Annotated in this window: 18 protein-coding genes and 1 tRNA gene; 13 read left to right on the top strand and 6 right to left on the bottom strand. The window is 48.6% G+C overall.

Translation table 11 applies throughout. The features are described from left to right. Positions 1-408 precede the first annotated feature (408 nt). Genes AC3WRW_RS08475 through AC3WRW_RS08465 form a run of 3 tightly spaced genes read right to left on the bottom strand, consistent with a single transcriptional unit; the run spans position 409 to position 2,855 of the window. Positions 409-1,392, bottom strand: a complete 984-nt coding sequence (locus tag AC3WRW_RS08475) for an MBL fold metallo-hydrolase (protein WP_492545893.1) — start codon at positions 1,390-1,392, stop codon at positions 409-411. Between the two features lie 10 nt (positions 1,393-1,402). Next, on the bottom strand, positions 1,403-2,134 hold the full coding sequence (locus AC3WRW_RS08470; RefSeq protein ID WP_492545892.1) for a class I SAM-dependent methyltransferase: 732 nt from the start codon (positions 2,132-2,134) through the stop codon (positions 1,403-1,405). 19 nt (positions 2,135-2,153) lie between these two features. Then, positions 2,154-2,855: a DUF6483 family protein gene (locus AC3WRW_RS08465; protein ID WP_492545891.1), complete on the bottom strand. Its 702-nt coding sequence runs from the start codon at positions 2,853-2,855 to the stop codon at positions 2,154-2,156. A gap of 192 nt (positions 2,856-3,047) precedes the next feature. Here AC3WRW_RS08465 and AC3WRW_RS08460 point away from each other — a divergent pair, with 192 nt between their 5' ends. Together AC3WRW_RS08460 and AC3WRW_RS08455 are read left to right on the top strand one after the other, a co-directional pair. Continuing rightward, positions 3,048-3,269 carry a helix-turn-helix domain-containing protein gene (locus AC3WRW_RS08460; protein ID WP_028556998.1) on the top strand — a complete coding sequence of 74 codons (222 nt, stop codon included), beginning with the start codon at positions 3,048-3,050 and terminating at the stop codon, positions 3,267-3,269. A 195-nt stretch (positions 3,270-3,464) separates the two neighbouring features. Continuing rightward, entirely contained in the window at positions 3,465-3,650 is a 186-nt protein-coding gene (locus AC3WRW_RS08455; protein WP_492545890.1) for a hypothetical protein, read from the top strand. 507 nt (positions 3,651-4,157) lie between these two features. Here the strand turns inward: AC3WRW_RS08455 and AC3WRW_RS08450 are convergent. Continuing rightward, positions 4,158-5,120 (bottom strand): phosphatidylglycerophosphatase A family protein, encoded by a 963-nt coding sequence (locus AC3WRW_RS08450; protein WP_492545889.1) that lies wholly within the window; start codon positions 5,118-5,120, stop codon positions 4,158-4,160. Between the two features lie 270 nt (positions 5,121-5,390). Here AC3WRW_RS08450 and AC3WRW_RS08445 point away from each other — a divergent pair, with 270 nt between their 5' ends. The 3 genes from AC3WRW_RS08445 (at position 5,391) to AC3WRW_RS08435 (ending at position 8,025) form a co-directional block, all read left to right on the top strand. Next, entirely contained in the window at positions 5,391-6,440 is a 1,050-nt protein-coding gene (locus AC3WRW_RS08445) for a GerMN domain-containing protein (RefSeq protein ID WP_492545888.1), read from the top strand. Between the two features lie 192 nt (positions 6,441-6,632). After that, on the top strand, positions 6,633-7,391 hold the full coding sequence (gene rph / locus AC3WRW_RS08440) for a ribonuclease PH (RefSeq protein WP_171686844.1): 759 nt from the start codon (positions 6,633-6,635) through the stop codon (positions 7,389-7,391). After that, positions 7,375-8,025, top strand: a complete 651-nt coding sequence (locus AC3WRW_RS08435) for an XTP/dITP diphosphatase (RefSeq protein ID WP_492545887.1) — start codon at positions 7,375-7,377, stop codon at positions 8,023-8,025. The genes rph and AC3WRW_RS08435 overlap by 17 nt, the downstream gene beginning before the upstream one ends. 45 nt (positions 8,026-8,070) lie before the next feature. Here AC3WRW_RS08435 and asnB read toward each other — a convergent pair whose 3' ends face one another. Further along, positions 8,071-9,915, bottom strand: a complete 1,845-nt coding sequence (asnB, locus tag AC3WRW_RS08430) for an asparagine synthase (glutamine-hydrolyzing) (protein ID WP_492545886.1) — start codon at positions 9,913-9,915, stop codon at positions 8,071-8,073. A 178-nt stretch (positions 9,916-10,093) separates the two neighbouring features. Between asnB and AC3WRW_RS08425 the strand changes: the two genes are divergently transcribed. From AC3WRW_RS08425 to AC3WRW_RS08415, 3 genes are all read left to right on the top strand, one after another. Next, positions 10,094-10,450 (top strand): hypothetical protein, encoded by a 357-nt coding sequence (locus AC3WRW_RS08425; protein WP_492545885.1) that lies wholly within the window; start codon positions 10,094-10,096, stop codon positions 10,448-10,450. Positions 10,451-10,496: 46 nt separating this feature from the next. Continuing rightward, entirely contained in the window at positions 10,497-10,610 is a 114-nt protein-coding gene (locus AC3WRW_RS08420) for a DUF4023 family protein (protein ID WP_082562468.1), read from the top strand. A 78-nt stretch (positions 10,611-10,688) separates the two neighbouring features. Continuing rightward, complete coding sequence (locus AC3WRW_RS08415; protein WP_281364396.1) at positions 10,689-10,820, top strand: hypothetical protein; 132 nt, start codon at positions 10,689-10,691, stop codon at positions 10,818-10,820. Between the two features lie 108 nt (positions 10,821-10,928). On the opposite strand, the gene AC3WRW_RS08410 is transcribed toward AC3WRW_RS08415, so the two are convergent. Beyond that, a tRNA-Arg gene (locus AC3WRW_RS08410) sits at positions 10,929-11,002 on the bottom strand. A gap of 180 nt (positions 11,003-11,182) precedes the next feature. Between AC3WRW_RS08410 and AC3WRW_RS08405 the strand changes: the two genes are divergently transcribed. The 5 genes from AC3WRW_RS08405 (at position 11,183) to ispG (ending at position 16,755) form a co-directional block, all read left to right on the top strand. Then, complete coding sequence (locus AC3WRW_RS08405; protein ID WP_492545884.1) at positions 11,183-12,076, top strand: hypothetical protein; 894 nt, start codon at positions 11,183-11,185, stop codon at positions 12,074-12,076. Positions 12,077-12,186: 110 nt separating this feature from the next. Then, the gene (gene tig, locus AC3WRW_RS08400) at positions 12,187-13,488 is read left to right on the top strand and encodes a trigger factor (RefSeq protein ID WP_492545883.1); all 1,302 of its coding nucleotides are present in this window, start codon (positions 12,187-12,189) and stop codon (positions 13,486-13,488) included. Positions 13,489-13,687: 199 nt separating this feature from the next. Further along, positions 13,688-14,278 (top strand): ATP-dependent Clp endopeptidase proteolytic subunit ClpP, encoded by a 591-nt coding sequence (gene clpP, locus AC3WRW_RS08395; RefSeq protein WP_029194632.1) that lies wholly within the window; start codon positions 13,688-13,690, stop codon positions 14,276-14,278. Positions 14,279-14,290: 12 nt separating this feature from the next. Next, positions 14,291-15,559, top strand: a complete 1,269-nt coding sequence (gene clpX, locus AC3WRW_RS08390) for an ATP-dependent protease ATP-binding subunit ClpX (protein ID WP_167069059.1) — start codon at positions 14,291-14,293, stop codon at positions 15,557-15,559. Between the two features lie 98 nt (positions 15,560-15,657). After that, the gene (ispG, locus tag AC3WRW_RS08385; protein ID WP_492545882.1) at positions 15,658-16,755 is read left to right on the top strand and encodes a flavodoxin-dependent (E)-4-hydroxy-3-methylbut-2-enyl-diphosphate synthase; all 1,098 of its coding nucleotides are present in this window, start codon (positions 15,658-15,660) and stop codon (positions 16,753-16,755) included. The last annotated feature ends 142 nt before the right edge of the window (positions 16,756-16,897 follow it).

Below are 16,897 nucleotides of genomic sequence, written 5' to 3'. Positions count from 1 at the left end.
CCCGAACGCCGAATCGCCCTCTTTCCACGCTAACTTATGCTAATGCCCCAAATTGTCTGGGATAACGCTGTTAAACAAGCTTAAATTCTGGGAGAGGTCCATTTCTCTCACATTCTTGCATGTTCCACCGGAGATAGGAGTTTCAAAAGACTTCTATTCAGGATGAATCACCACATTTGGCGCAAATAGGAGCTCTCGAAGACTCTTATTGCTTCGTATGGGGGAGTTGTAAATCTGTAACGTTGTTTTCCGCGCTGATTTATGCCAAATCAGCAATTTGCCTGCGATAACGCTGTCAAACAAGCTTAACTCCTGCGAAAAAGACGAAAAGCAGCTGGATCCGATGCACTTTTCTCATCAAATCCAGCTGCTTGTTGGGCATATGTCGCGAGCCCAAGGGCTCCTTGATTACTCGCCGCGGCCAACCGCCATATATTGAAGAAGCTCCGCGGCAGGATCGGCCAACCGGATGCGACCCTCCGCTTCCAGCAGGATGAGGTGAGCGATCGTCTCCGACAGCGCGAACCTCATCTGATGCGTGCTGAGCCGGTCGCCGAAGGTCGCACGGCACACCTCATAAGCGCTAAGCGGCGCGCTTAGCTGTCCCTCCATGAGCGCAAGCCGCTCATGGTGATGGCGCACCAGTTCCTCGGTGCGTGCGCCAAAGCCAGACCACGGCTCCCGGTGCCCGGGGTAAGCCATTTTGACCTTCAGCCTGCCGATCTCCTGCAGGCTGCGAAGGTACTCGCCGAGCGGGTTCTCTTCCACCTCCGGGAGGAAGGAAACGTTCGGCGATATTTGCGGCAGGACGTGGTCGCCGCAAAAAATCACCTCCGTCGAAGGGTCATAGAAGACCAGATGACCCGCGGCATGACCGGGGGTCTCCATGGCTTCGTACACGCGGTCCCCGAGGCGCACGGGTCCTTCCCGCAGCAGCGTAACCTGCGGCTGCGGGGAAACCAATTCGACGAAGCTCACCATGTGCTTCGCCAACTCCTCCACCCCGGCTTCCGGGAAGCCGTGTCGGGCAAAAAGCGTCAGCAGCCGCGCCGACATCGGCTCCCCCGGTCCCCACAGGAGCTGCACTTGCGCATTTCCGGTCTCCGAGAGGAGAACCGGCGCGCCCGTGCGCTCCTGGAACCACCCCGCCATCCCGTAGTGATCGGGATGGTGATGCGTGAGCACGATCTGCTCGACGTGCTCGAAGCCAATTCCGCGCTCCTGCAGCACCTGCAGCCAGAGCGCCTCAGCGTCCGGGGTATGCAGCCCCGGATCAATGACCGTGTACCCTTTGCTGCCGCGGATCAGGTAAGCATTCACCCAGCGAAGCGGAAAGGGCAGCGGCACCTTCACTTGCGTAATCTCATCTGTATGCTCCGTCACAATGTTCATTTGCGCGTACTCATCCTTCCTTGTGCCCTACAAAAATCATCCGGCCCGATACCTCAGCCTCATAATTCTGACCGTCATAACCGCCGTACACGCGATCAATATGTAAATTTGCTTTTTGCAGCATCGTTTCGAACGCCGATCGGTCGTATAGTTTAACTTGCTCCAAATACTGCCGGCCCGGAGCACCCTCCTGGGAAATCACAATTCGCTTGCGCACACAACCATCTTCAATGGCTCTTGTTTCACGAATGTGAATATCTCCTTCCATACGCTGAGATTGCGGAACAAGGTGAGCCCGAATATAAACCGGATTCAAGAAATCGATAATGAAGCGTCCGCCCTTTTTTAAAAGCCGATTCATCTCGTGAAATACCGCTTCATTCTGTTCATCCTCATCAAAATAGCCAAAAGAAGTAAACAAATTCACAACCGCATCAAACTGGCGATGGAGGGGGACTTCCCGCATGTCGCCACGAACCCAAGTCACTCGTTTCTGGTTGTCCAATTGTATGGCTTCATTCAAAAGTACCTCCGACAAGTCCACTCCCGTGACTTCATAGCCAAAATCCGCCAACGCCATGGAGTGACGCCCCATCCCGCAGCATAGATCCAAAACCTCCGCACCTTGCTTCAGCTCAAGCCAGTCCATCATTTTCTTCACTTCATGATACGCGCCCTGCATATCTCGATGCTTATAAACAAGCAAATAATCATTCCCAAAACTTTCTTGATACCAAGCCATTTGTCAACACCTTCAATTTCTATTTATGATCATTTAAAATTTCTTCAAAAGAGTCCATTTTCCGCTTCACAATGCGCAAGCCATCCCTTGCTTCTTCTTTACTGAAGTTGCCTGATTCAAGCTGCAAATCTTCCATATCAAGTAATTTTTCATAAAAAATAATGCCTTGTCCGATTAAATCCTTCTGATCCGGATGATCCTCCATATAATGGAACAAAACATCTTCCACTTTCGCATAATCGCCCTGTTTCTCGTAGTGAGCGAAGAGCAGTCTTTTCATATCCTCCGGGACCATCCATGCCTTAAGCCGATCAAGACTCGTCATAATTCGGGACGAAATCTCCGCATTCTCCTCATCTTTAGGATCAACCTCGGAGGAAAGCGACAGGTGCAGCAGCAAATCAAGAGATTTTACATAAGCCAGGTAAGCCTCATCGGTTTGTTCATGTTGTTTCAGCAGATCTCCACGGCCGATAAACATATCCCCAATGACCATCGCTTTCGCTGTATCCAAATTTCCATGATAGGAAAGCAGTTCCAAAATGTCCTTGCTTGACAAAGCTTGCAGGGAGCGAACGTTGAGCCCAAGCAAATGCCGGCTCGCTTCATCCAATTGCTGCTGAGCATCCCCAAGCGGAATATGTTCCTTATTAAAAAGAATACGATGCAGTACCTGAGTCATTTGTTCAATCTGCCGCATAAAATAATCACGTTTGAACATAAGAAACCTCCCTTGCTCAAAAGAATGCCTCATTTCAGCTTACCACGCATCGGATAGAAACTCAAAAGCGGATAACGCCTATTTTTGCGTCCATACCGCACCATTGGCAGCAGCCCTTCATAAACTAATTTTGACTGTATCCCTTAACCTTGTATTTCCCAATACCCGAGCAAGGAGGGGTGACACACATCCATGGGCAGCGACCACAAAAACAAATTTCTACTTACGAACCGCGAACGCGAAGTATTCGAACTATTAGTGCAGGACAAAACGACGAAGGATATCGCACAGCAGCTTTTTATCAGTGAAAAAACTGTGAGAAATCATATTTCGAATGTCATGCAAAAGCTGAACGTAAAGGGTCGTTCACAAGCGGTTGTAGAACTGATCAAGCTTGGGGAATTAAAGATCTGATTCCGTCAGCAAAGGGATCCATGCAAGCCTTCGAGGCCTCCTACTGGAGATTTCGAGGGTTTTTATGTTGTCAGTGCCCGGCACGTTAAAAGTGAACGTTTTGTTAACCCAACATTTCGACAGTAAGTGATCTCGTGCATGTACTATGATAATGACTAACAAGTACATTACATCTTTAGGAGGCTATTACAATCCATGATGGAAGTAATCTCTGAGCAAAAAAATGTGTTCTCTCTTTCAAAGCTCCTGAATGTGGAACCGGGCATTTTGTTTCGACTCTGCCAATATATCGAGTCAAGAGGCCATCACTTTGCTAAAACAGAAGAAGGCGCCTTTCAATTTAATGATAAAGATATTGCTGTGATTTTAGCCCATTATTAATGGGCTTTTTTGTTTTTGCGGCGGTAATTCGGCGTGGGGGAGGCAAGTTGGGGATAGGGCCTTGCTGAGGAGTTAAGCTTGTATAACAGCGTTATCTCAGACAATTTGCGGATTTAGCATAAGTTAGCGCGGAAAAACAGCCTTATTGGTCGGGGTAAATGGTTTGTGTAGGTCTCTGAAGAACACAAAAAGCACATCAAATCCGCCTGTTAATCCCAGCGAGCGGAATCTGGTGCGCTTTTTTATGTTTTCTAACGGCTGATCCAGGTTACAAAGTGCTTCTGGTTCATTTCAAAAGAAAACTGTGTTCCTCTATTCGCTGCATAAGCGGCCTTTGGCAGATTAGAGGGAACTAGGGTCCCTTATTTCGCCGATTTAGGCTGAAATCGGCTGTTTGAGGGAAAATAAGGCCCTGTAGTTCCCCTTTGCTGCTGCAACCAGCTGATTTTGCTTCAATAGCGCCCCCTAGTTCCCTTTCCCAAACGGAGAAGGTTCGCCGCCCCCCGCCTACTTCAAAGGCTTACTATACGTAGGCACATTATTGTGCGCTAACCGGCCGCAGGCTGCAGCCACAATGCCGCATACCATGTCGTCAATGAACGTATTGCATTTTCCCTCGGAGTGGTCGCTGTCGAGGTCTTTGATGATCCCGATTTTCTCTTTGTCGAGATAGCCGAAATTCGTGAGCGCAATGGTTCCGTACATGAGCGGAACGGCCGTCGCGATGCTTTCATCCACGCCAAAAAGCCCTTCGTCCTGGCCGACGATATGATTGTATTGCCGGTTGAATTCCCCGGCTTCGACGGCGGTATCTATTTTGATCGCCAACTGCAGGGCGTGGAAGGTCTGCTGCTTGCGCAGCACGGCAACGATGTGCTCTTCGCAAAGGCTGCGCGGCATATCCGGGTTATAGGGACGCTGAAGCTGGTCCAGAATCTCCACCATATCCTCAAGCTGGACGCCTCTTGCTGCGAGCATGGCGAGATTGCGCTGCGTATAATCGACTTTCACATTTTCCGAAATGATGACGCTTGCCGTTGAGGCTACAATTGCGCAGATCCCTTTTGAAATAAACGATTTAGGGCGCTTCGTCGGGAAGAAAAACCGGAATTTGCAATCCACGAAACCGAAGAGGGAAGCTGCGCCGCTGCCATACAGCCCGCAAATCGACATGGCAATGGTACGATGCACGTTATAGGCAGGGTCTTTCATGCTTGCGAGCAGCTCGGAATCGTGTTTGACCTTTTTTTGCAGTTCCATGAGCGTGGTCATGACGTTATAGGTTTCGGTTTTGCTTAAAACACCGAGCAAAGTCGTTGTGATCATCTCATAAGGAATTTTCTTAATGCCTTTGATTTCGACGAGCAGGCGGGCAACAGCTTCTTCGATGACGGATTGAGGATAGTGACTGAAAACTTCTTCCCTGAATTCGTTGAAAATGAGCGTTTTGTCTTTGAGGAATGTTCTCATCTGAGCGCCTCCAATTAGATCAAAATCAGTCTGTTCTACAAGTATAGCATATCAAGTTACGATGCCGAAAAGGATAGGGATTCATCGGAAAGGGGACCTATTTTTTCGGGTTGACTTTTTTAAGCAGGTGGACAAAAAGTAGTTATAAATCGGACAAAGTCCCGTATACATAATAATACGAAAAAGCAATGTACAGGCCATGCCGAAGGAAGTATGCGGCAGATGCTTCTGAGGAGGCTTCTGCAAAAACTCGAAGGAGGAAATAAGCAAATGAAACATCAACATTGGATTCGTTCAGCCGCTATCGCGGGGGTGATTGCCTTGCTGACCACAGGATGTTCGGTTCTGGGAACTGGGAAGAAAGCTGACATCGATGCACCTCCGACCACGGGTGCGGAAGCGGACGCTAAGACGACATCAGCTGCGGTCACGATCGACATGATCGACGATAACTCATCGCAAATGACGGTGTATGTGAAAGATGCCAAAGGCTTCGTGGCCCCGCTCAGTCTGGGATTGCCGAAAACGGTGTCCGTTGCCAAAACGACGCTGGAGTACATGGTGGACGGCGGTCCTGTCTCCAGTCTGCTTCCATCGGGATTTCAGGCTTTGCTGCCGAAAGGCACGAAAGTCATTAGCTTGAATGTGACATCAGACAAACGTGCCATCGTTGATTTCTCTAAAGAGTTTCTCACGTATGACCAACAAAATGAAAGAAAAATACTGGAAGCCATCACTTGGAATCTGACAAACTTCCCGACCGTAGAGAAAGTGCAGCTTCGTGTCGATGGCAAGGATCTCAAAGAAATGCCGAAAGGCAAAACGCCGCTGGATACACCGCTGGCGCGTTCGATGGGGATTAACTTGGAGAAGGCGGAAGATGCGGAGTTCGGGCAATCCACGCCAGTGACGCTCTATTTCTTGAATCAAAACGATCAAAATTACAAATATTATGTTCCGGTTACCAGACTAGTCAAAAGAACGGATAATGTCGCGAAAGCCGTTGTTGATCAGCTCATCAAAGGGCCTGATCAGAAGAAGGGGCTGGCTGGCGTTCTGAATGCCGCAACGGAAGTGAAGAGTATTAATCCGGCCGATACCGTGATTACGGTGGATTTCTCGAACAAGCTGCTTGGCGCAGACCAGAAAGCGTCCGAAGATGCTTTGAAATCCGTTATTCTTTCGTTGACTGAGAATACAGGCTTTAAGCAAGTTCAGATTAAAGTGGACGGCGCTGTGAAATTTACTTCCTCAGACAGCACGCAGAATTACACCAAGCCTGTTGCGAGACCGGCTCATATCAATCCGACCAAGCTGTAACCAGCTTGACCCGGAGTATCGAACCTCTTATGCAAAAGCTTTTCCTGCATAAGGGGTTTTCTCATCCTTTCTCATCCTTTTGGCCAGCCGGGCAGCATTGTTCTGGATGAGGGTGCTTTTCTCCGGCTACTTTGTTACAATGGGGCGAGAGAATCAGCTTCCCGTGGAAGCAACAGGAGGAGAACACGATTTATGCGAATTGGCGGAAGAACGAATGAAGAATTGCGCCCTATGAAAATAACCCCCCATTACATAAAACATGCAGAAGGCTCGGTACTTATTGAGGTCGGGGATACGAAAGTCATTTGTACGGCAACGGTTGAAGAACGCGTCCCGCCTTTTATGAAAGGCCAAGGCAAAGGATGGGTAACGGCTGAGTATTCCATGCTGCCGCGTGCCACACAGGTTAGAAATCAACGTGAGGCTGCCAAAGGCAAGCTGGGCGGACGCACGATGGAGATTCAGCGTCTAATCGGCCGTGCGCTTCGTTCCGTTGTTAACTTGGAAGCTTTGGGCGAGAGATCCATTACACTGGACTGCGATGTCATCCAAGCTGACGGAGGCACACGCACCACTTCGATTACGGGTGCATTCGTTGCCATGGCATTTGCCATCAACAAGCTGGCGACAGATAAAAATTTGGCGAAGTTCCCGATCAACGACTTCCTGGCATCTGTCTCTGTCGGCGTTATCGGCCAAACCCCGCGTCTCGATCTTAACTATGAAGAGGATTCGCAGGCTAAGGTGGATATGAACGTCGTGATGACAGGGCAGGGCCAATTTGTAGAAATCCAAGGAACCGGCGAGGATGCTCCTTTTTCACGTAAAGAATTGGATGAGCTTCTTGCCCTTGCGGAAACGGGGATTCATACGATGATCGAAGAGCAATGCAAGGTGCTGGGCCCTATCGCAGATCGTATTCGAGGTGCACAACATGCGGCTACGAAGTAATATCGTCGTTATTGCAACGCGCAATGAGGGCAAAGTGAAGGAGTTTGAGAGTCTTTTTGGTCCCAAAGGTTACAAAGTTCGCAGCTTGGCTGAGTATACGGACCTTCCGGACATCGTGGAAAGCGGGACGACGTTTGCAGAGAATGCGCGGATCAAAGCGCAGATCATTTCGGCGCATCTGCATGTTCCTGTGCTTGCAGATGACTCAGGCTTGTGCGTAAAGGAGCTGGGCGGCGCTCCGGGTGTTTATTCGGCCAGATATGCCGGGGAAAACGCAACGGATGAGGATAACAACGCAAAGCTGCTCCAAGCTTTGAATGAGATTGGCCCTGCCGAAGGATTGCCGGAGGAAGACGGTGGGCCTAAGCTTCTAAGCGAGGCTGCCTTTGTCTGTGCGCTCACGCTAATCGATCCGGTAGCCAATGAGACTATTGAAGCTGAAGACACCTGTCAGGGTTACATCATCGCTGAACCGCGCGGAGAAAGCGGATTCGGCTATGATCCGTTGTTTTATATTCCCGCTCTGGGCAGAACGATGGCGGAGCTGACGGTGGCAGAGAAGAATGAAATCAGTCACCGCGCCAAAGCTTTACGGTTGTTTTTGGATAGACTGCCTGATCAAAACGAATCCTAATGAAAAAGGCCTGCTTCCGCATCAGTGGACAGCAGGCCTTTTATATTAACGGATCGAAATTTTATAGGTTCGCAACCAGGTGTCTACTTGTGCTAAATAGGCGAACATTTGAGGTCCCGTCATCAACTGGCCGAACCATGGAAGATCGAAGTCGTTCGTGTCCGAGCTGGCGAGCGCGCGTATTTGTTTGACATCAATGAAAGGCAGCAGGGGGGAGCTGGAGTCATCGAGAATTTCCAGTACCCATTTGCGAACGGCTGCCAAATAATTCGGATTGTGCGTCTTTGGATACGGGCTTTTCTTGCGGGTCAGGACATCATCGGGCAGAACGCCTTTCAGCGCTTTTCGCAGAATGCCTTTCTCGCGATCCCCGGATGTTTTTATTTCCCAAGGAATATTCCATACATATTCAACAAGGCGGTGATCGCAGAAAGGAACCCTTACTTCAAGTCCAACCGCCATGCTCATGCGGTCTTTGCGATCGAGCAGCGTCGGCATGAACCGCGTGATGTTGAGGTAAGACATTTCCCGCATCCGGTTTTGCTGCTGCGTTTCGCCCGCCAGCCGCGGCACTTCGCTTAATGCTTGTTGATACCGATTGCTGACATATTCGGCCGGTTTAATCCAATCCACTAGATCCGGCGCCAGCAGATTGACCCGATTGGGCAGCTTCAGCGACCAAGGGAACGTGTTCGCAGAGAGGGCTTCCTCGTTGTGAAACCACGGGTATCCGCCGAAGATTTCGTCCGCAGCCTCGCCGGAGATCGCAACGGTGGCATTCTTTTTGATTTCGCGGCAAAATAAGTACAGGGACCCGTCAACATCGGCCATTCCCGGTGTATCCCTAGCAAAAACGGCTGTTTTCAAAGATTCCACGAGCTCGGGCGTATCGAACTCAATATAATGATGCTCAGTGCCAAGATGATCGGTCATCCGCTTAATCCAGGGGGCATCGGAATTCGGTTGAAATACGTTGGCCTTGAAGTGCTTATCGTTATCTTTGTAATCGACCGAAAAAGTATGCAGAGCGCCTTTTCCGCTCTCTTTGTAGTGCTCAGCAGCGAGCGACGTAAGCGCACTGGAGTCAAGCCCGCCGGACAGCAGCGTGCAGATGGGAACGTCAGAAACAAGCTGCCGCTGGGCTGTGTCGTTCAGCAGATGCTGAACCTGATTGGCCGTAGCGTCAATATCATCCGGGTGCGGCTGGCTCTCCAGCTTCCAGTACGTCCGGATCGATAAGCCGTTGCGGTCAAAAACGGCGCATTGTCCCGGCTTCAACTCGGACATATTGCGATAGATGCCGTGCCCAGGCGTGCGTGCAGGCCCTACTGCGAAGATTTCAGCTAAGCCTTCGGCACCGACTTCCGCTTGAAAGTCCGGATGGGCGAGAATGGCTTTTGGTTCGGAACCGAATAGAAGAACACTGTTCTGATGAGAATAAAAAAGCGGCTTTACGCCAAGCCGGTCTCTCACCAAGAAGAGGGATTGTTCTTGATCATCCCATGCGGCAAATGCGAAAATACCATTCAAACGGTCTACACAAGCCCGCCCCCATTCCATAAAGGCAACAAGCAGCACTTCCGTATCGCACGTTGTGCGGAAATGATGGCCGCGCAGTTCAAGCTCTTTTTTCAGCTCAGGGGCATTATAAAGTTCGCCATTATATACGATCGTATACGTGTAGTCACCTTGTTTCCGGATCATGGGCTGGGCGCCGTTTTCCGGATCCATGACACTAAGACGACGATGGCCGAGGGCACAATGCTGTGAAATCCAAGTACCGGAAGCATCTGGTCCACGCAAATGGAGCGTTTCCGTCATATTTTCTAGAATGGACGGGTACCCGGTCAAGTCTTTCCGCCAATCTATCCAACCCGTTATTCCGCACATTGACGTTCCTTCCTTTCTTTTTGAAGAGAGAATGATGATAAAAGGTATGCAAAATGGCGGTATATAATGTCTGTCCGAGGGAGGGCGGGGGCAGCCTTTGGCAGATTTTGTGTTAGGATTGTTTACAGGATGGTTGCTAAGAGGCAAATCAATTGACGAAAATAGGAAGGTGATGGCAATGAAAAAGAAGCATTCCAAAGCGCAAATCGATTATTTAGCTTCCCGGGAGCATTTTGTGCAAATCAGTCATCAAGCGGATAAACGGATCGCTGATTTGAAAGAGGCGGGCAAAGAAGTCGGACAGGCGGAGATGGAAGAAATCATTGAACGCGTCGGTCTGCACCGCGCCTTTAATGAACTGACACAAGCCGAAAATGTGCTTATTAATTGGACGCAAACCGCAATTAGAACAGAACCTGAATTCATCGAAAACCGCAGCAATTTCGAAGCGCTGTACGAAAAAGTCAAAACAGATGCTGAAGCCAGAGGCGCTATACTAAATTTAGCCATGCGTTTAAATCTCGAGCTAGCGTGACATTCTATAGAGGTAGTGCCATTCTTTCTTCAGGAGGCGAATGCTCATGGATAGTCATTTCATTAGCAAGCTGCACGACAAGCAGAGGAAAGCCGCGAAGAATTTCAGGACACAAGGTGACGGTCAGCCAGGCAGCAACCTGCCTCACAAGAAGCACTAAAGTAGTCTAATGGCACCAACAAAGAGCCTGCAGAGATCAAACTTTGCGGGCTCCACTTACAGGAGGGGAATGTCCAACATGGGTAAAAACAAAAGCATGAAGCAAAAGGCGCAAAGCACAATCGATCATTCAAAACAATCTTCACGCATCCAGTCGAATATGGATTCCACAGAGCCTGGTCATCATCAGCCTAACCGGCCTTCCGTGTAAATAAAGCTTTTGAATTAGCCGCAGCCATTGGGTTGACGGCTTTTTCCCTTATGTGCTTGAAAAAAACAAAAAAGCCGCGATTTCTCGCGGCTTTCTCTGCTTGCTGAACGTCCCAGGAGGGATTCGAACCCCCGACCGTACGCTTAGAAGGCGTATGCTCTATCCTGCTGAGCTACTGGGACATAGACCACTTCTTACCGCTCGGCTTGTATCCGTTTGGCGAAGCAAGAGTTATATTATCATATGGTTTTATGGTAAGTCAACACTTATTTTAAAATTATTTTGCAATCAGGGAAACAATCAAGTAAACTGTCACCAGCGAGACCAAGATTTCTGAGGTGATCCACATAGCAGAGCCATCTATGAATAATGTGATTCTTTTTCCAAAAACAGAGCAGTATTACGAAGAGGAGCTTACCCGCTTTCTGAAGAGAGAGCAGTATAGCGATGCTCTTCAGATGCTAACGTTTCTGCTTCAATTTCCGGGCGCCAACCCGAACAAGATTGAACAATGGGAAGCGCTGAGCATTTGGTTGCGAACGATGTTTCCGGAAACGATGTTCCCCATGTCGAGTCCGTCGGAAGAGGAGATAGAAGGGGAAGAGGATTTATTAAGGCAGTACATACAAGAGAAATCAACGGACGACGGCACTTACGCGCTAAAGCTGTTGAATTTGCTCAAGGAAGGTTCGTTGGAGCAGCAAGTCAGCGCGCTTGAACAGCTGGGTTTTGTCGATCAATCGGACATTAGCGCAAGCGTGAAGGAATGGCTTGGCGAGAAACCGCGGCATCCGCACATCCAATTCAAAGCGCTGCAGGCGCTGAAGCAGATGGGAGAGCAAGGTTTCGTAGAATTCCCGAAGAACGGGAGCATGATCGCCGTACAGATCGAAGAGACGCCGCTTAGCCCGGAGGAATTTCCCTCCCAGATTCGTGATATGATTCGCAGAGTCGGGGATATTAGTGAAATAAGCCAACCGGATTTTGTCTATTTTGCAAAACAAACCTGGCAGGAATTTTTGGCTTACGCCTACGGAACATCGATATACACCGATTTGCTTAGAGCGGAGGACGGAGCTGTCGACGTATGGGCATCCGCCCTGCACGCGATCCTTCAAGAGCGGTTGTTCGGTTCCGCAAATCGGGAAGAATTGCTGGATACCTACGGGATTGTGGACTCGATGACGCTCCAATGGAAGCGGGCTCATCTTGTGCTGCAGGCTTTTGTGAAACAGTTTAACCCGGATCCGTCCTAGAGGCGAAAGGTCGCCTTGAAATGAATTTGTTATATGTTATAATAGAATGGTTATAATGAGCGTAACGTGAAAATATGTCATCGTACATTTTTGGAAGGGGAAAGCATAAAATGAAAGCAAGTTGGGAAAAAATAGAGAAGAACGTAGGCGTTCTTGAAGTGGAAGTTGGCGCAGAGCGCGTCGCAGATGCATTGGATAAAGCATTCAAAAAAGTATCCGCGAAAGTGAATGTTCCAGGATTCCGTAAAGGCAAAGTGCCGCGTTCAATCTTTGAAGCTAAATTTGGCGTAGAAAGCCTGTATCAAGATGCGCTTGACATCATTTTGCCGGAAGTTTACGTACAAGCGATCGAAGAGGTCAAAATCGAGCCTGTTGATCGTCCTGAAGTAGACGTTGAGCAGTTCGGTAAAGGACAAGTTCTGAAATTCAAAGCAAAAGTTACAGTTAAGCCGGAAGTAACTCTTGGCGACTACAAAGGTCTTGAAGTTCCAGCGGTAGACGCGATTGTAACGGACGAAGAAGTGGACAGCGAGCTTTCCCGTCTGCAACAGCGCCACGCTGAATTGGTTGTTCTTGAAGAAGGACAAGCAGCTAACGGCGACGTCGTTGTTCTTGATTTCGAAGGTTTCGTTGATGACGTAGCGTTCGAAGGCGGAAAAGCGGAGAAATACTCCCTTGAGCTTGGTTCCAACTCCTTCATTCCTGGTTTCGAAGATCAGCTTGTAGGACTTGGCAAAGGCGAAGAGAAAGAAGTTAACGTTTCTTTCCCTGAGAACTACCACTCCGAAGATCTGAAAGGCAAAGCAGCTGTGTTTAAAGTGAAAATTCACGACATCAAACGCAAAAACTTGCCGGAACTTGATGATGAGTTTGCCAAAGACGTGAGCGAGTACGACACGCTTGCAGAGTACAAAGAAGAATTGAAAAACCGTCTTCAAGAGCGCAAAACAAAAGATTCAGAAGCTGCTCTGGAAACAGCTGTCGTTGAGAAAGCTGCAGCAAACGCGGATGTTGAAATCCCGGCTTCCATGGTAGAAGCAGAGCTTGATGTGATGGTGAAAGAATTCGAAAGACGTCTTCGTTCCCAAGGCATGACGCTTGAGATTTACTTCCAGTTCTCCGGTCAAAACGAGAGCGTGCTGAAAGATCAAATGAGAGAAGATGCTGAGAAGCGTGTTCGCAACAACCTTGTTCTTGAAGCAATTTCAGCTGCGGAAAAAATCACAGTATCCGATGAAGAAGTTGACGCGGAACTTGAGAAATATGCACCATCCTACCAAAAAACAACTGCAGAACTTCGTGAACTGTTCGCATCTAACGGCAGCTTGGAAGGTCTGAGCCACGATCTTGTGATTAGAAAAACGGTTGACTTCTTGCTTGAAAATAGCAAGCATGTTTCCGCAGCAGTATAAATAAGGTTAGTAGAGGCACGTACGTAAGCAACGTGCCTTTCTTTTACCCTATTTTAGCCTCAAACTGACTCACGACATATGCAATTCCTTGTATACATAGCAGTCTTCTGAAAAAATGACTTTGCTGCTCAAACATGTTAAACTGTTACTGAATCCCAATTTGGAAAACATGGCTTTAGCCACAAAAGGAGTTGGTACAATGAGTCTTATTCCTATGGTTGTTGAACAAGAAGCACGTGGGGAACGCTCTTACGACATCTACTCGCGTCTACTTAAGGACCGCATTATTTTCATTGGGAGCGCCATTGATGATGATGTGGCAAATTTGGTCATTGCCCAGCTGCTTTTTCTATCTGCTCAGGATCCCGATAAGGATATCCACTTATATATCAACTCACCAGGTGGATCTGTAACAGCTGGAATGGGTATCTTCGATACCATGCAATTTATTAAACCGGATGTATCTACGATTTGCGTAGGTATGGCTGCAAGTATGGGTTCCTTGCTGTTAACAGCTGGCGCCAAAGGCAAGCGATACGCGCTGCCGAATGCTGAAGTTATGATTCATCAACCGCTCGGCGGTGTAAGAGGTCAAGCGACCGATATTAAGATTCACGCGGATTGGATTATCAAAACGAAACAAAAACTCAACCAGATTTATGTGGATCGTACGGGACAGCCGCTTGAAAAGATCGAAAGAGACACCGACCGGGATAACTTTATGAGCGCTGAAGAAGCGAAAGCATACGGGTTAATCGACGAGGTTATCACTCGAAACGACTTGAAATAAAGGAGTGATCCCATGTTTAAATTTAACGATGAAAAAGGCCAACTCAAATGTTCCTTTTGTGGAAAATCTCAGGATCAGGTTCGCAAGCTTGTTGCCGGTCCGGGAGTTTACATTTGTGATGAATGTATAGAGCTTTGCACGGAAATTGTGGAAGAAGAACTAGGTCACGAAGAAGAGCTGGATCTGAAGGATGTTCCGAAACCGAAGGAAATCCGCAACATTTTGGACCAGTACGTGATCGGGCAGGAACAAGCGAAGAAATCTCTTGCGGTAGCAGTGTATAACCACTACAAGCGCATCAATTCCCAAAACAAGCTGGAAGATGTTGAACTGCAAAAAAGTAACATCGTCCTTCTAGGACCGACAGGAAGCGGTAAAACGCTGCTTGCGCAAACGCTTGCCAAAATTTTGAACGTTCCGTTCGCGATCGCGGATGCGACTTCTTTGACCGAAGCAGGCTATGTGGGTGAAGACGTTGAGAACATTTTGCTCAAACTGATTCAAGCTGCAGACTATGATGTAGAGAAAGCTGAGCGCGGCATTATCTATATCGACGAGATCGATAAAGTAGCACGCAAATCCGAGAATCCGTCCATTACAAGAGACGTTTCCGGCGAAGGCGTTCAACAAGCGCTGCTCAAAATTCTTGAAGGTACGGTCGCATCCGTTCCTCCGCAAGGCGGACGCAAGCACCCGCATCAAGAGTTTATTCAAATTGATACAACAAACATTCTGTTTATTTGCGGAGGAGCCTTCGACGGTCTGGAGCAAATTATTAAACGCAGAATCGGTAAAAAAGTGATTGGCTTCTCCACGGACGGAGCCAAAGTAGATTTGAAACCGGGCGAGTACTTATCCATGGTGCTTCCGGAAGATCTGCTCAGATTCGGGTTGATTCCCGAATTCGTAGGCCGTTTGCCGGTGATCTCTACCTTGGAGCCGCTGGATGAAGCAGCGCTTGTGCGTATTCTTTCCGAGCCGAAAAACGCGCTCGTGAAACAATACCAGAAGATGCTCGAAATGGATAACGTTTCACTCGAGTTCGACGCAGAGGCGCTTGACGCCATTGCGAAGGAAGCGATTAAACGGAATACCGGCGCGCGCGGTCTGAGAGCAATCATCGAAAGCATTATGCTTGACGTGATGTTTGAAGTCCCTTCCAGAACCGACGTCTCCTCTTGCGTAGTTTCTAAGGAAACCGTTCAAAACAAGCTTGCGCCTGTTTTGACGACCAAAGACGGCTCGCAAGCGACAGGCAAGAAGAAAGAAGAAAGTGCGTAACCCATAATTTCATAAACGAACACACAGCCTCCAATCCGGTTTCCTTATGCAGGAAATTGGAGCGGAGGATGTTTGGTGTCATGGGGAGAGAAACCATAATGTTCCATAGAAAAGACACGCGTCCCGTTCGAGTGGGCGACTTAACGATCGGCGGCAGCAACGAAGTCATTATGCAAAGCATGTGTACGACCAAAACAGCGGATGTAAAGGCAACCGTTGCCGAGATTCTTCGTCTTGAAGAAGCAGGCTGTCAATTGGTTCGTGTGACTGTGAACAATAAGGAAGCCGCCGAAGCGATTAAAGAGATTAAGAAACAAATTCATATTCCGCTAGTTTCCGATATTCACTTTGACTATCGTCTGGCGCTTGCCGCGATTGAAAATGGGATTGATAAAGTGCGGATCAACCCGGGCAATATCGGTCGCCGCGAGAAAGTAGAAGCGGTCGTTAAAGCTTGTAAGGAACGCGGAATTCCGATTCGGATCGGTGTTAACGCCGGTTCGCTCGAGAACCATCTGCTTGAGAAATACGGTTATCCGACACCGGAAGCTATGGTGGAAAGCGCTTTGTTCCACATCAACATTTTGGAAGAACTCGATTTTCATGATATTATCGTATCGCTCAAAGCCTCTGACGTACCGATGGCAATCGCCGCTTACTCGCAAGCTGCGAAAGCTTTCAACTACCCTCTTCACCTCGGAATTACCGAGGCCGGAACGCTCTTTACGGGCGCTGTGAAGAGTGCCGCGGGTATCGGAACGCTGCTCAACATGGGCATCGGCAACACGCTTCGCATCTCGCTTAGCGCAGACCCGGTTGAAGAGATTAAGGTTGCACGCGAGCTGTTAAAAACGTTCGGACTAATCACGAACGCTGCAACGCTTGTATCCTGTCCGACTTGCGGGCGCCTGGACATTGATTTGTTCTCGATCGCTAATGAGGTAGAGGAGTACATCGCCAAAATCAAAGTGCCGATTAAAGTATCCGTCCTCGGCTGCGCCGTAAACGGGCCTGGAGAGGCTCGCGAAGCCGATATCGGGATCGCAGGAGCCCGCGGTGAAGGCATGCTGTTCCGTTACGGAGAGATGATCCGCAAAGTGCCTGAGGCAGAGCTTCTCAGCGAGTTGAAAAAAGAGATTGATATTATCGTAAAAGCGTTTGAAGAAACAGGCACCATTCCTGGCCGTAAGCACTAATTTTTTTGAACATACGTGAAACCGTTAAGAAAGCCGTTAAGAACCTCAGCCTGAGGACTTAACGGCTTTTTGTTATGTTCAGCACGCATATTTGGAGCTCAAGCGAAGCATAATGAGAGAAACTGGAAAGCTTGCTCAATTC

Source organism: Paenibacillus sp. FW126-R14 (assembly GCF_058789495.1).
Note: the sequence above shows the minus strand (reverse complement) of the source record. Positions and strands in the feature narration are given on the sequence as shown.